The organism is Pseudomonas chlororaphis subsp. piscium (assembly GCF_003850345.1).
In the GTDB taxonomy this organism is placed as follows: domain Bacteria; phylum Pseudomonadota; class Gammaproteobacteria; order Pseudomonadales; family Pseudomonadaceae; genus Aquipseudomonas; species Aquipseudomonas piscium.
On sequence record NZ_CP027707.1, the window covers coordinates 7,017,024 to 7,030,274 of the forward strand.

Annotated in this window: 13 protein-coding genes; 6 read left to right on the forward strand and 7 right to left on the reverse strand. The window is 65.4% G+C overall.

From position 1 onward, the window contains the following. The first annotated feature begins 3 nt into the window (after window positions 1-3). From C4K38_RS32000 to C4K38_RS32025, 6 genes are read left to right on the forward strand one after another with little or no spacing between them, the layout of a single operon-like run. A complete protein-coding gene (locus C4K38_RS32000) occupies window positions 4-1,446 on the forward strand; it encodes a mannose-1-phosphate guanylyltransferase/mannose-6-phosphate isomerase (RefSeq protein WP_053276766.1) in 1,443 nt (480 codons plus the stop codon). Further along, window positions 1,446-2,243 (forward strand): ABC transporter permease, encoded by a 798-nt coding sequence (locus tag C4K38_RS32005; RefSeq protein WP_025806910.1) that lies wholly within the window; start codon window positions 1,446-1,448, stop codon window positions 2,241-2,243. Before C4K38_RS32000 ends, C4K38_RS32005 begins: the two co-directional genes overlap by 1 nt. After that, window positions 2,243-3,508 (forward strand): ABC transporter ATP-binding protein, encoded by a 1,266-nt coding sequence (locus C4K38_RS32010; protein WP_053276767.1) that lies wholly within the window; start codon window positions 2,243-2,245, stop codon window positions 3,506-3,508. The genes C4K38_RS32005 and C4K38_RS32010 overlap by 1 nt, the downstream gene beginning before the upstream one ends. After that, complete coding sequence (locus C4K38_RS32015; protein WP_053276768.1) at window positions 3,505-4,881, forward strand: glycosyltransferase family 4 protein; 1,377 nt, start codon at window positions 3,505-3,507, stop codon at window positions 4,879-4,881. The genes C4K38_RS32010 and C4K38_RS32015 overlap by 4 nt, the downstream gene beginning before the upstream one ends. Then, window positions 4,865-5,995 carry a glycosyltransferase family 4 protein gene (locus tag C4K38_RS32020; RefSeq protein WP_053276868.1) on the forward strand — a complete coding sequence of 377 codons (1,131 nt, stop codon included), beginning with the start codon at window positions 4,865-4,867 and terminating at the stop codon, window positions 5,993-5,995. The genes C4K38_RS32015 and C4K38_RS32020 overlap by 17 nt, the downstream gene beginning before the upstream one ends. After that, the gene (locus C4K38_RS32025; RefSeq protein ID WP_053276769.1) at window positions 5,996-7,126 is read left to right on the forward strand and encodes a glycosyltransferase family 4 protein; all 1,131 of its coding nucleotides are present in this window, start codon (window positions 5,996-5,998) and stop codon (window positions 7,124-7,126) included. 93 nt (window positions 7,127-7,219) lie between these two features. On the opposite strand, the gene C4K38_RS32030 is transcribed toward C4K38_RS32025, so the two are convergent. The 7 genes from C4K38_RS32030 to nudK all read right to left on the reverse strand — a co-directional run bounded on the left by C4K38_RS32030 (window position 7,220) and on the right by nudK (window position 13,248). Further along, a complete protein-coding gene (locus C4K38_RS32030; protein WP_053276770.1) occupies window positions 7,220-8,113 on the reverse strand; it encodes a pyridoxamine 5'-phosphate oxidase family protein in 894 nt (297 codons plus the stop codon). 65 nt (window positions 8,114-8,178) lie between these two features. Continuing rightward, a complete protein-coding gene (locus tag C4K38_RS32035) occupies window positions 8,179-8,802 on the reverse strand; it encodes a glutathione S-transferase family protein (protein WP_053276771.1) in 624 nt (207 codons plus the stop codon). 130 nt (window positions 8,803-8,932) lie between these two features. Further along, a complete protein-coding gene (locus C4K38_RS32040) occupies window positions 8,933-9,835 on the reverse strand; it encodes a LysR family transcriptional regulator (RefSeq protein ID WP_053276772.1) in 903 nt (300 codons plus the stop codon). Window positions 9,836-9,893: 58 nt separating this feature from the next. Continuing rightward, entirely contained in the window at window positions 9,894-10,550 is a 657-nt protein-coding gene (locus C4K38_RS32045) for an HAD family hydrolase (RefSeq protein WP_023967711.1), read from the reverse strand. After that, window positions 10,547-11,749: an MFS transporter gene (locus C4K38_RS32050; RefSeq protein ID WP_053276773.1), complete on the reverse strand. Its 1,203-nt coding sequence runs from the start codon at window positions 11,747-11,749 to the stop codon at window positions 10,547-10,549. The genes C4K38_RS32045 and C4K38_RS32050 overlap by 4 nt, the downstream gene beginning before the upstream one ends. Next, window positions 11,742-12,647 (reverse strand): ABC transporter substrate-binding protein, encoded by a 906-nt coding sequence (locus C4K38_RS32055; protein WP_053276774.1) that lies wholly within the window; start codon window positions 12,645-12,647, stop codon window positions 11,742-11,744. The genes C4K38_RS32050 and C4K38_RS32055 overlap by 8 nt, the downstream gene beginning before the upstream one ends. Next, window positions 12,640-13,248 (reverse strand): GDP-mannose pyrophosphatase NudK, encoded by a 609-nt coding sequence (gene nudK / locus C4K38_RS32060; RefSeq protein ID WP_053276775.1) that lies wholly within the window; start codon window positions 13,246-13,248, stop codon window positions 12,640-12,642. Before nudK ends, C4K38_RS32055 begins: the two co-directional genes overlap by 8 nt. Window positions 13,249-13,251: the final 3 nt, after the last annotated feature.

The window sequence follows — 13,251 nt, forward strand, 5'->3', positions numbered from 1 at the left end:
GGCATGCTGATTCCAGTGATTCTTTCCGGCGGTGCCGGGACCCGCTTATGGCCGGTTTCGCGTGAAGGCCACCCCAAGCCCTTCATGATCCTGCCCGACGGCCAGAGCCTGCTGGGCAAGACCTACCGCCGCGCAGCCGGGTTGCTGGCCGGTAGCGGCGACATCGTCACCGTGACCAACCGCGATCACTTCTTTCAAAGCAAGGATCACTTCCAGGCCGCCCGGCTGGATCGGCACCTCGGGCATTTCATCCTCGAGCCTTCGGGCCGCAACACCGCCCCGGCCATCGCCATCGCGGCCCTGGCCGTGCAGGCCCGGCATGGTGACCAGGCGACCCTGGTGGTGATGCCCGCCGACCATCTGATCCGCAACGAAGAAGCCTTCAAAAGCGCGGTCGCCCATGCCGCGCAACTGGCCGAAACCGGGCATCTGGTTACCTTCGGCGTCACCCCGAACGCGCCGGAAACCGGCTTTGGTTATATCGAGTCGGGTGACGCTCTCGACGACCAGGGCGCCGCCAGGGTGCTGCGCTTCGTGGAAAAGCCCGACCTGAAGACCGCCCTGGGCTACCTCGAAAGCGGCCGGTTCCTGTGGAATTCGGGCCTGTTCTGTTTCACCGTCGCCACGCTGCTGGAGCAGCTGCAACAGCACGCCCCCGAGCTGCTGGAACTGGGCCGCGCCTGCCTGGCCGCGAGCACGCCGGTGGAAACCGGGCGCATCCTCCAGCATGAACTGTCGGCGGAACATTTCGCCGAGATGCCGGACATTTCCATCGACTACGCGTTGATGGAGGTTTCGGACCAGGTCGCGGTGGTGCCCGCCCGGTTCGACTGGAGCGACATCGGTTCCTGGGGTGCGATCAGCGCCCTGGTCGACGCCGATGCCCAGGACAACCGCGCCAGCGGCGAAGCCCTGTTCATCGACAGCCACGGCAACTTCGTGCAGAGCGAAGGCCGGATGATCGCCACGGTGGGCGTCGACAACCTGATCGTGGTCGAGACCGCCGACGCCATCCTGGTGGCCCACGCCGACCGCGCCCAGGACGTGCGCCAGGTGGCCCGGCAGCTCAAGGATCGCAACCACGAGTCCTATCGCCTGCATCGCACGGTCAGCCGGCCCTGGGGCAGCTATACCGTGCTGGAGGAAGGCCCGGGCTTCAAGATCAAGAAAATCGTGGTCAAGCCGGGCGCCGCGCTGTCGCTGCAGATGCACCACCATCGCAACGAGCACTGGGTGGTGGTCAAGGGCACGGCCATGGTCACCAACAACGGCGATGGCTCGCATCTGGTCAACAGCAACGAATCCACCTTCATCGCCGCCGGGCACAAGCATCGACTGGCGAACCCGGGGGTGATCGACCTGGTCATCATCGAAGTGCAGAGCGGCGAGTACCTGGGCGAGGACGACATCGTCCGCTTCGAAGACCAATACGGCAGGACGGCCTGATGCTGCTCAATCTGTACCGCTCGCTGCGCAGCTATCGGGGCTTCATCCTCGGCAGTGTGCAGCGGGAGTTCCAGGCGCGTTATCGCAACTCGCTGTTCGGTGCCTTGTGGACCGTGCTCAACCCATTGTCGATGATCGTCGTCTACACGGTGATCTTTTCCCAGGTGATGCGCGCCCGCCTGCCGGGGGTGGAGGACGGCCTGGCCTACAGCGTCTACCTCTGTGCCGGACTGCTGACCTGGGGCCTGTTTTCCGAGCTGACCCTGCGCAGCCAGAGCATGTTCCTGGAAAACGCCAACCTGCTGAAGAAGATCAGCTTCCCGCGCATCTGCCTGCCGGTGATCGTGCTGCTCAACGCTGGCATCAACTTCGCGATCATCCTCGGCCTGTTCCTCGGCTTCCTGCTGATTACCGGGCGCCTGCCGGGCCTGGCGCTGCTGGCGCTGATCCCGCTGCTGCTGTTGCAGGTGCTGTTCTGCGCCGGCCTGGGGATGATCCTCGGGGTGCTGAACGTGTTCTTCCGCGATGTAGCGCAGTTCTTCGGCATCTTCCTGCAGTTCTGGTTCTGGCTGACGCCCATCGTCTACCCCATCAGCATCCTGCCCGAGTCGATCCAGCGCCTGCTGGCGCTCAACCCGCTGACCGCGCTGATGCACAGCTACCAGAACCTGTTCCTGTACGACCAGTGGCCGCAGTGGAGTTCGCTGACCCCGATGCTGGTGATCAGCCTGCTGTTCTGTGGCATGGGGCTGCGGCTTTTCCGCCAGCGCGTCGGTGAAATGGTGGATGAGCTCTGATGGGACATATACGCGTCACTGGCCTGGGCAAGGCCTACAAGCAGTATCCGAACCGCTGGAGCCGGCTGTTCGAATGGATGATTCCGTTTTCCAGGCCGCGCCATCACCTGCACTGGGTACTGCAGGGCGTCGACTTCGAGATCGAGCCGGGCCAGGCCGTGGGCATAGTCGGGGTCAACGGCGCCGGCAAAAGCACCTTGCTGAAAATGATCACCGGCACCACCCAGCCGACCTGCGGCGAGATCCATCTGCGCGGTCGGGTGGCGGCATTGCTGGAGCTGGGCATGGGTTTTCACCCGGACTTCACCGGGCGTCAGAACGCAATCATGGCCGGCCAGCTGCTGGGCATGCAGGTCGAGGAAATCGAGGCCCTGATGGCGGAAATCGAAGCCTTCGCCGAAATCGGCGAAGCTATCGATCACCCGGTACGCACCTATTCGAGCGGCATGCAGATGCGCCTGGCGTTCAGCGTGGCCACCGCCCGGCGCCCGGACATCCTGATCGTCGATGAAGCGCTGTCGGTGGGCGACGCCTACTTCCAGCACAAGAGTTTCGAGCGCATCCGCAGCTTTCGCCGCGCCGGCACTACCCTGCTGATCGTTTCCCACGACCGTTCGGCGATCCAGTCGATCTGCGACACCGCGATCCTGCTCGAGCAGGGCCGCGTGGCCATGCACGGCAAGCCGGAAGAGGTGATGGACTACTACAACGCCATGCTCGCCGAACGCGAAGGCCAGACAGTACGCCAGGAAATGCTCGCCAACGGCCAGGTGCGGACCATTTCCGGCACTGGCGAAGCCGGGATCCTCAGCGTGCACCTGCGCGACGAACGCGAGCGTTCGATCGAAATGGCCGAAGTCGGCCAGCCGGTGGTGCTGGAAGTACAGGTCGAGGTACGCCAGGACATCGAACGGCTGGTGCTGGGTTTCATGATCAAGGACCGGCTCGGCCAGCCCATGTATGGCATCAACACCCATCGCCTGGACCAGGCCCTGACCGACTTGAGCGCCGGCGAAAAGGTCACCTTCCGCTTTGCCTTCACCATGGGCCTGGGCAAGGGCAACTACTCGGTGGCCCTGAGCCTGTCGCGGCTGGATTCGCACCTGGATCGCAATTTCGAATGGCGCGACTACGGCCTGGTCTTCCACGTCATCAATAACCGCCAGGAAGACTTTGTCGGCTGTTCCTGGTTGCAGGCGCGGACCAGCATTGTCCGCTCGCCGTCGAAGTCCAATCAGTCAATGCCTCAGCGAGCCGCTCCATGACCCGACTGTTGATTGAATGCACCTATGTGTTCGAACACCCCGAGACCAACTCGGGCATCCAGCGTGTGGTGCGCAACGTTATCCGTGAATTGCCCGCGGCCAACGGCACGGTGGAATGCATTCCAGTGGCGATGCTCGGCGGCAAGCTGTATCGGGTCCTGAGCCTCAAGCCGCTGCCGACCCGACGCTGGAACCTGATGGGGCTGCGGGTACGCCTGGAGCAGATGGCCAACGTCTTCTGGCTGCGCCACCGGACTCTGGAACGCCGCAAACCCTTTGCCGATTCATACATCGCCCGGCGCTTGCTCTACATCGCGTGCCGCCTGACAGCCTTTGCCTTTCTCAGCATTCCCCTGCGCCTGTGCAACCGCTTGGTGAACGTGGATGAAATCCCCCAGCGTTGCGTACCGCTGCAACATCAACCGGGCGATCAACTGGTGTTGCTGGACTCATCCTGGCACGCCGACTTTTTCCCCTTGGCCGAACGGCTCAAGCGCGATGGCGTGGGCATCGTCTCGGTGATCTATGACCTGATTCCCCTGACTCATCCGCAGTTCTGCGACGCAGGGCTGGTCCGGGTGTTCAACCATTGGTTCGACTGGATAGCGCGCACCGCCGACGGCTATATCGCCATTTCCGCGACCATCCGCGACCAGGTCCGCGAAGAGATGCTCCGCCGGGTCGGGCGCCAACAGGTGGCACAGCGCTGGTTCGACTATTTCCACCTGGGTTCGGAACTGGACCAGTGCAGCGAAAACGCTCGGATCAACCCGGACCTGGCCCAGCTGTTCAAGGGCCAGGCAGCGGTCTTCCTGATGGTCAGCACCATAGAGCCCCGTAAAAACCATGGCTTCCTGCTCGATGCCTTCGAGCGTGTCTGGGCCAGCGGTTCCCAGGCTCGCCTGTGCATCGCCGGGCGCATTGGCTGGAAGTGCGAGGCGCTGATCGAGCGGATTCGCCGGCACCCGGAGCTGAACCGGCGCCTGTTCATGTTCAACTCCCTGGACGACAACAGCCTGGAGTACGCCTATTCCAAGGCGACGGCCCTGGTGTTCCCCTCCCATGTCGAGGGTTTCGGCCTGCCGCTGGTGGAAGCCATGCAGCGCGGCTTGCCTGCCATGGGCAGCGACATCCCGGTGTTTCGAGAAATCGGCGGCGAGTTCATGGCCTACTTCGACCTGCACGATCCGCAGAGCCTGGCCGACCTGGTCATCCAGCAGGAAACCAGCGGCGTGTTTCCCGCGGCCCGCCATGTCGATGAGTGGCGCTGGCTGGGTTGGCGAGAAGCCAGTACCCAACTGGTCGAACGCATTGTGTTCCACAGGAACCACGCCCCCACGGTCATGGAGACGCACGATGCGGATAGCCCTTAACGCGCGCATTCTCCAGTCGCCCCGCACCGGTATCGGCCATTACGTAGCGGAACTGGCCTCGGCCCTGGTCACCGAACAGGGGCTGGAGCTGTCGCTGTTCCATGGCTGGGGCTGGAGCCCCGAACTGCCGGCGGCGGCCATGCCGGGTTATTCCCAAGTGGCCCCCTGGCTGCGGCGGGTCCCCGGGGCCTACCAGGCCCGGCGCTGGCTGGAGCAGCGACGTTTCGACCAGGGGTCGCACGCAGCGATCGACCTCTACCACGAACCCAGCCTGTGGCCGCTGGAGTTCGACGGCCCGACCGTGATGACCCTGCATGACCTGACTCACCTGCATTACCCCTCGACTCAGCCGCCGGCACGCTTGAAGGAAATCGAGCGGCGCCTTGGCACAGGCGTGGAACAGGCGCGGCTGATCCTGACGGACTCGCAGTTCATCGCCGATGAAGCCCAGGATTATTTCGGCCTGCCGCGCGATCGCTTTGTCGTGGCGCCACTGGGCGTCGCCCCGCGCTTCCATCCACGCGGGCACGCCGAGCTGGAACACAACCTCGCAGTCCATGGCTTGCAGCCTCAAGGCTACTTCCTCTGCGTCGGCACCCTGGAGCCGCGCAAGAACCTGTCCCTGGCCTTGCAGGCCCACGCGCAGTTGCCGGAAACCCTGCGCCAGCGTTATCCGTTGCTGATTGTCGGCATGGCGGGTTGGGAACAAGGCCAATTCAGCGACACCCTGCAAAAGGCCCTGGCCAGCGGCCATGTGCGCCTGCTGGGCTACCTGCCGGACGAACAGCTGGCACAGCTGGTCGCCGGGGCCAGGGCCCTGGTTTTTCCTTCGCGTTACGAGGGCTTTGGTCTTCCGGTCCTGGAGGCCATGGCCAGCGGTACGCCGGTGGTACTGGCGCGATGTGCGGCAATGCCCGAAGTCGCGGGTGCGGCCGGCAACTATGTCGACCCCGACGATGTGGACGGCTTGCGCCACGCCATGCTGCGCCTGATCGAAGACGACAGCCATTGGCAGGCGTGCCGCGAAGCGGGATTGGAACAGGCAACACTTTTTTCCTGGGGGCGCTGCGCACGGATCACCGCGCATGCCTACCGTCAGGCCATGGGAGGCTGAATGCGGGTCTTACACTTCTACAAAACATACCTGCCCGACTCGATCGGCGGCACCGAACAGGTCATCTTCCAGCTCTGCGAAAGCGGTGCCCACTACGGTATCGATGGCCAGGTTCTGACGCTGAGCGCCGATCCCTCGCCCGGCGCGCAGAAGGTGGGTCAGCATGAGGTGCATCAGGCAAAGCTGGATTTCCAGTTCGCCTCCACCGGTTTCTCCTACAGCGTGTTCAAGCAGTTTCGCGAAATGGCCGCCGAAGCCGACGTGGTCAACTACCACTTCCCCTGGCCGTTCATGGACCTGGTGCATTTCATGAGTGGCATGAACAAGCCCTGCGTGGCCACCTACCACTCCGACATCATCCGCCAGCGCCACCTGCTCAAGCTGTACCGGCCGTTGATGAACCGCTTCCTGAACAGCGTCGACCGGATCGTCGCCGCGTCGCCGAACTACCTGCACACCAGTGATGTTCTGCAACAATTCCCGGACAAGACCCGGGTCATCCCCTACGGCCTGAACAAGGCCGGTTATCCACAGCCCGATAGCGAACGCATGACCCACTGGCGCCAGCGCCTGGGCGAGCGTTTTTTCCTGTTCGTCGGGGTGATGCGTTACTACAAGGGCCTGCACATCCTGCTCGATGCCCTCAAGGACGTGGACTACCCGGTGGTGATCGTCGGTGCTGGCCCACTCGAGGCCGAACTGCATGCCCAGGCCGCGGCCCTGGGCCTGCGCAACTTGCATTTCCTCGGCCGCCTGGGGGATGAAGACAAGGTGGCCTTGTTGCAACTGAGCTACGCCATCGTCTTCCCCTCGCACCTGCGCTCCGAGGCCTTTGGCATCTCGTTGCTCGAAGGCGCGATGTACGGCAAACCGATGATCTCCAGCGAGATCGGGACCGGCACCAGCTACATCAATATCCATGGCGAAACCGGCCTGGTGGTGCCACCCAGCGATCCCCTGGCCTTCCGCACCGCCATGCGCCAGCTCTGGGACAACCCGGAACAGGCCGCACAGATGGGCCTCAAGGCCGAAGCCCGTTACCGGCAGCTGTTCACCGCCGACGAGATGGGCCGCAGATGGAGCGAGCTGTACCAGGAGCTGCTGGAGGAAAAAGCCCTGTCCTACGCCTGATCCGCCAGGCGCCAATCTGCAGGAGCGAAGCTTGCTCGCGATGCAGACGCCGCGGTGGGTCAGGTACAGCCCTTTCGCGGGCAAGCCTCGCTCCTACGTCTGATCCGTCAGGCGCCAGCGCAAGGCCAGCGCCGCGGGCCGGCGCACCAGTTGTTCGACCTCGAAGCGCCACAGGCGCTCGGCGCCCGAGAAGCTTGCGATCCGCGGGTCGTCGAGCACGACTTCAGTGCGCCCGCTGAGCTGCAGCAGGTCGCCACGGCTGAAGTCGATGAACAGCAGGCCGGCGCGGGGGTTGAGCAGCAGGTTGCCCAGGGTGTTGAAGTGCAGGTTGCCGGCGAAATCCGGAATGCTCAGGCGGTTGCCCTCGACCCGTACGAAGCCGGCCGGGCCGCCGCGGTGGGAAACATCGACCCAGAGCCGTCCCTCGACCTCCACGTAACTGGCGACAAAAAACGTATCGGCGCCCCGGATCATCGCCCTCGCCGCTTCATCCAGCGCGTTCAGGCGCTGCACCGGCCGGTGCGCGGCCAGCGGCACCGACTCGAACTGACGCAGCTGGATGTAGCGCGGGCAGTTGCCGAAGGACTGCTCGACGCCCAGGGCAAAACCGCTGTCGTCCAGCTCGACGATCCGACCGTTGAGGCGGTTGCGCCGCCGGGTGTGCAGTTCGATGCCCAGCAGGCCGACGGCCGCGCCCGGCGTCAGCTGGGCAGGGTCTTCGGCGGCTGGCAGGCTGTCGAGCTGCAGCAACCCAGGGGTTGGCGAGTGAGCGAAACCGACAGCCCCTTCGAGCACGCTGGCCCAGGGGTTGCCCCGGTTATCCACAGCCCCGAGCAGCATGAACGGCAGCTGTTGATAAAACTGCCGGTGCTGGTCGGGCATCTCGCTGCGGATGACCTTGCGCCCGACGACGTCCATGCGCTCGGCCACGCCAGCCTGGGCTTGCAGGCGGGTTTCGCCTGCATGCCAGGGGGATTCGGTGTTCATGATGGGGCTCCTCTGCGTCGATGACGCAGCAGTCAGCGGGCCCGGGGGGTGCCGGGCCGCCAGATTCAGGCGCTTTGCAGGCCCACCGCGGTGCGCGGCATGCCGACGAAGCCGGGCAAGGCTTCGATGCGCGCCAGCCAGGCGCGAACCTGTGGATAATCCGCCAGCGACACATTGCCCTCAGGGGCGTGGGCGATGTAGCTGTAGCCGGCGATATCGGCGATGGTCGGTTCGCTGCCCGCCAGGTAAGGGCTGGCCGTCAGTTCCTGCTCGACCACCTTGAGCAATGCATGGGAGCGGTCGATGGCCTCCTCGGCGTTGCGCTGCGCGCCGAATACGGTGATCAGCCGCGCCACCGCCGGGCCGAACGCAATCGGTCCCGCCGCCACCGACAACCAGCGCTGGACCCGTGCCGCGCCAACCGCATCGCTGGGCAGCCAACGGCCCTGGCCGTACTTCTGCGCCAGGTACACCAGGATCGCGTTGGAGTCGGCCAGCACCACGCCCTGGTCGTCGATCACCGGCACTTGGCCAAAAGAGTTCAGCGCCAGGAAGTCCGCCTGTTTGTGCTCGCCCTTCGCCAGATCGACGAAGATCAGCTCAAAAGGCAGCCCTAGCAACGACAACATCAGTTCGACGCGATGGGCATGACCGGAACGGGGGAAGTTGTAGAGCTTGATGGCGTGCATGGCAGACTCCGCTGGGCAGGGGTGCGGCTCACACGAGCAGCACTAACGGACGCCATCTTCCCTCTCGGCTTAAAACAACAGAATCACCAGAAAACACAATCCATCATTTCAGCCAGCGCAATGATCCGCGCTACGACTGCAACGCCGGATGTTCGCGCAGCGCCTGCACCGCGAAGTCGACGAAACTGCGCACCCGCGCCGGGGCCTTGCGCCCGCCCTGATACACCACATGGATCGGCAGCGGCGCCAGTTCGAACTCCGCCAAAACAATCTCCAGCTCGCCGGCCGCCACCTTGCCCGCGACCTGGTACGACAGCACCCGGGTCAGGCCCAGCCCCAGGCACGCGGCACTGATCGCCGCCTGGTTAGCGGTGACCACCAGCCGCGGTTCCGGGCGAACGCTCAAGGGGGTTCCGCCCTCGTCGAACAGCCAGCTTCTGGACTGGCCGATGGAAGACGGGGCAATCACCGGCGCCTGGCGCAATTCCTGCGGATGTCGCGGCCGCCCATGCCGGGCCAGGAAAGCCGGGGAAGCGCAGATGACCCGCCGCACCTCGCCGACACGCATCGCGTGCTGACCGCTGTCGGGCAACTCGCCGATGCGCACCGCGACGTCCATGCCCTCCTCGACCATGCTCACCACCCGGTCGACCAGCAGGGCATTGATGCTGACCTCGGGAAAGCGTTCCAGGTAATCCACCATCAGCGGGGTCACGAACAACTCGCCAAACAGCACCGGAGCAGTGATCGTCAATTGTCCGCGAGGGAGGGCATGGATGCCGGCGGCCGAGGCCTCGGCGTCCTGCAACTCGGCGAGGATGCGCCGGCTGTCTTCCAGGTAACGCTGGCCGGCTTCCGTCAGCAGCACATTGCGCGTGGTGCGGGTCAGCAACTGGGTGCCGATACGCTGCTCCAGCGCCGCCACCGCCCGGGTCACGCTGGGCGCGGACAGCCCCAGGCGCCGGGCCGCGGCAGCGAAGCCCTGCTCCTGGGCGACGCTGATGAACACCTGCATTTCCTGGAATCGGTCCATGGCGGTCCTCGCACTACGGCGCCCTGCCCCGGCACTGTCCCGCATGGACCGCCCGGGCTCAGGCAGGGACCTGGAGTCGCTGCCACAGGGCCTCATCGTTGAAGTCCCGGATGATACTCCGCGCACCCGCCTCGCGAAGCTGAGTTTCCTCGAGCCCCGACAGCATGCCGAAGGTGTGGATGCCCGCCGCTGCCGCGGAACGCACACCGGCCAGCGAGTCCTCGAAGGCCAGCGCCTGGTCGGCGCTCACCTCCAGCAGTTGCAGGGCCGTCAGGTAAGGCAGCGGGTCGGGCTTGCCGCGCGCCAGCTCACCGCCGATCACCAGCGCATCGAAGCGCTCGGCAATCCCCAGGCCCTGGAGCATGGCTTCGGCGTTTTCCCGGGGCGCGTTGGTCACCACCGCCATGGGGATGCCGGCCGCCTGGGCATAATCCAGGGTGCGCAGCACGCCGGGCACCGGAGTGGTCTCGCGCAGCTGGGCGCGGAACATGGCCTCCTTCTGCGCCGCCAGCTCCGGGTACTGCGCCGCCGGCGCATGGGGAAACAGGCCGGAGAAAATCATGTCGTCGGGAAAGCCCATCACATGGGCCTTGTAGTAATCCAGGCTCATGGACTTGCCCCAGCGCGCCAGCAACTGATTGTAGGCGTTGAGGTGCAGGTCATCGGTGTCGATAAGGGTGCCGTCGAGATCGAACAACAGGGCAGAAAGCTTCAAGGGCGTGCTCCAGGAAAATGCAGACCGCGCGCGATCGGCAGCATGAGAAAGGGATAAACAATCAACAGGCTGAATGCCGCTTCGACCCCGATCCGCGAGGACAGCAGGCCCAGCAGGAAAGGCGCCAGCAACAGCGCCACGCCCACCGCCTGCGAAGCCTGGGCGCTGATGGCCGAGCTGGCCTGGGGCGCGACGCGCATCGCCGAACCGAGGATCAGCGGGAAGAAATTGCCCAGGCAGGTGCCCAGGACAAAGATGAACAAGGCTGTCAGCAGCTGGACCTGGCTGAAGTACAGCACCACCAGGGTGGCGATGGCCCCGAGCATCACGCCGACCAGCAGCGGCAACGGGCTGATGCGGATCAACGCATAACGGCTGGCCAGGCGCCCGCACACCGTGCCGGCAAAATACAGGCTCATCAGCGTGGCCGCGGCCGAGGCGCTGACCTGGACGTGCACGGCCAGGTATTCCGCGCCCCAGAAGCCGACGCCCCATTCCGCGGAAATCCCCAGCAGCACCAAGGCCCACAAGCTCAGTTGCACCCGCCGGGTCATGAGGGTCTGCCCGCTCTCGCTGGCTTGATGGGCGGCGGCGAGTATCACCGGGGCGTTCCAGGCACTCAGCGAGAGCAAGCTCACCAGCAGCGCGACGGCGGCGATGCTGCCCGGCACCAGGCGCCAGGACAGCCCCAGGCCGGTCATGCTCCCTACCAGCAAGGCGCCGCCGAGCACGCACAGCCCGGCGACTATGTGCGCCTCCACCAGCCTCGGCGCGGCCTGCTCGCGATAACGCTCGCCCAGGGCCGCCTGCCCCACCGCCAGCACAAATCCGCCCGACAGGCCCATCGCCCCGGCGGCGAACAAGGTCAGCGACCAGTGTCCGGCAAGGGCGAACAGGCTGCTGGCGATAACCACCGAGAGGCAGGCGATGGTACTCATGCTCGTCGACCGCACCCGTCGTTCCAGCCAGCGATAGGGCCAGCCGACCAGCGCCAGGCCGGCGGCATAGGCGGCGAAATGCAGGCCGGCCCAACCGAGGTCGAGCGCCAGGGTTTCGCGCAGGAACGGCATGATCGGCCCGAGCAACCCTTGCTGGGCGCCGAACAACCCGAACAGCAGGTAAAGGAACCATGGGCGCGCTTCATGGACCTGCTCCTGGCGGCTGAGCGCCTGACTGGAATCCCGCGCGGCTTCAGCCATGAGCCGTCTCCCGGCTGAACAGCGCCTGCCATTGCCGGCAACGGGCGGCCTTGTCCCGACTGGCCTGCAAGGCCGGCAGCGGTTGCAGCGTTCCGGTCGGATGGGCCTGGCCCGGCACCACCTTGCCATAACGCTGGCTGATCGCCGCCGCGGCAGGCGTGAGCATCCACTGCAACGCCTGCTGCGCATAGGCGGCGTTGGGCGAACCGGCCCGGCAGGCGAACACCTCGTCCTCATAACAGCGCGCATCTTCGGGCACGCACCAGCGCAGCTGCGGGTGCTGTTCGGCGGCGCGGGTGGCCGCGGTCGACACCGTCACCCCCAGCCAGGCCTGCCCCTGCACGACCGCCTCGATCGGCGCCGTGGAGGAACCGCTGATCGAAGGGGCTTGCCTGGCCACCCGGGCCAACAGCGCCCAGGCCTGCTCGCCGTAATGTTCGAGCAGTGCGCCAAGGTGCAGGTAGCCGGCGCCGGAGCGCCCGGGGTCGGGCAAGGCCAGCCGCCCGGACCACTCGGGGCCTGTCAGGTCCTGCCAACGGGTCGGCACCGCCAGGCCTTCGCGGGCGAGGACTTTGGGGTCATAACAGAAGGCCGGGACGAAACCCGACGCCGCGAACCAGCGGCGATCCGTGGCCACCGCGGCGTCCGGCAGGCCGGCGAATTCGATGTCCGTCAGCGGCATCAATTGCCAGGCCAGGCCGGGGTCGAGCAAGGCGGTTGCCGCCGTCCCCAGCAACAGGTCCCAGGCCCCGGCGCTGCCGCTGTGCAGGCGTTCGATCAGCTCCGAGGTGGAGCAACGGGTCAGGCGCACCGGCATGCCGATGTGCTGGCTGATACCGGCGATGAACTCGGCCAGCTCGGCATGCTCCATCGAACTGATGGCGTTGAGCTCAGTCATCGGCAGCCTCCAGCAAGCGGTGCAGCTTGGCGTACTGCAGCAGCATGATGGTCTTGCCGTCGCAGATCTCGCCGCTGTCGATCATTGCCAGGGCCCGGTCGATCGGCAGCTCCAGCACTTCGATCTCTTCGCCCTCGTGTTCCAGGCCGCCACCCTCGCCCTGCTTGTCTTCATCGAAATATTCGCCGACGAAAAAGTGCAGGCGCTCGGTGACCGAACCCGGGCTCATGAAGGCTTCGAACACCTTGCGCACCTCACGGATGCGATAGCCGGTTTCCTCCTCTGTCTCCTTGTGGATGCAGGTACGGGCATCGTCCTTGTCCAGCAGCCCGGCACAGGTTTCGATCAGCATGCCGTCGTGTTCGTTGACGAAGGCCGGGAAGCGAAACTGCCGGGTCAGCACCACCGTCTGCTTGGCCCTGCTGTACAGCAGGATGGTGGCGCCATTGCCACGGTCGTAGGTTTCCCGGTTCAGGGTGCGCCAGACGCCATCGCGGCCCTGGAAGTCGTAGGTGGTCTTGCGCAGCACGTACCAGTTGTCCGAGAGCACTTCGACCTGATGGATCCGCACACGGTCCTTGGTGAGGATGGCCTGGTTCATCGA

Coding starts and splice junctions, on each gene's coding strand:
- C4K38_RS32000 (WP_053276766.1), top strand. CDS start 4: ATGCTGATTCCAGTGATTCTTTCCGGCGGTGCCGGGACCCGCTTATGG.
- C4K38_RS32005 (WP_025806910.1), top strand. CDS start 1,446: ATGCTGCTCAATCTGTACCGCTCGCTGCGCAGCTATCGGGGCTTCATC.
- C4K38_RS32010 (WP_053276767.1), top strand. CDS start 2,243: ATGGGACATATACGCGTCACTGGCCTGGGCAAGGCCTACAAGCAGTAT.
- C4K38_RS32015 (WP_053276768.1), top strand. CDS start 3,505: ATGACCCGACTGTTGATTGAATGCACCTATGTGTTCGAACACCCCGAG.
- C4K38_RS32020 (WP_053276868.1), top strand. CDS start 4,865: ATGCGGATAGCCCTTAACGCGCGCATTCTCCAGTCGCCCCGCACCGGT.
- C4K38_RS32025 (WP_053276769.1), top strand. CDS start 5,996: ATGCGGGTCTTACACTTCTACAAAACATACCTGCCCGACTCGATCGGC.
- C4K38_RS32030 (WP_053276770.1), bottom strand. CDS start 8,113: ATGAACACCGAATCCCCCTGGCATGCAGGCGAAACCCGCCTGCAAGCC.
- C4K38_RS32035 (WP_053276771.1), bottom strand. CDS start 8,802: ATGCACGCCATCAAGCTCTACAACTTCCCCCGTTCCGGTCATGCCCAT.
- C4K38_RS32040 (WP_053276772.1), bottom strand. CDS start 9,835: ATGGACCGATTCCAGGAAATGCAGGTGTTCATCAGCGTCGCCCAGGAG.
- C4K38_RS32050 (WP_053276773.1), bottom strand. CDS start 11,749: ATGGCTGAAGCCGCGCGGGATTCCAGTCAGGCGCTCAGCCGCCAGGAG.
- C4K38_RS32055 (WP_053276774.1), bottom strand. CDS start 12,647: ATGACTGAGCTCAACGCCATCAGTTCGATGGAGCATGCCGAGCTGGCC.
- nudK (WP_053276775.1), bottom strand. CDS start 13,248: ATGAACCAGGCCATCCTCACCAAGGACCGTGTGCGGATCCATCAGGTC.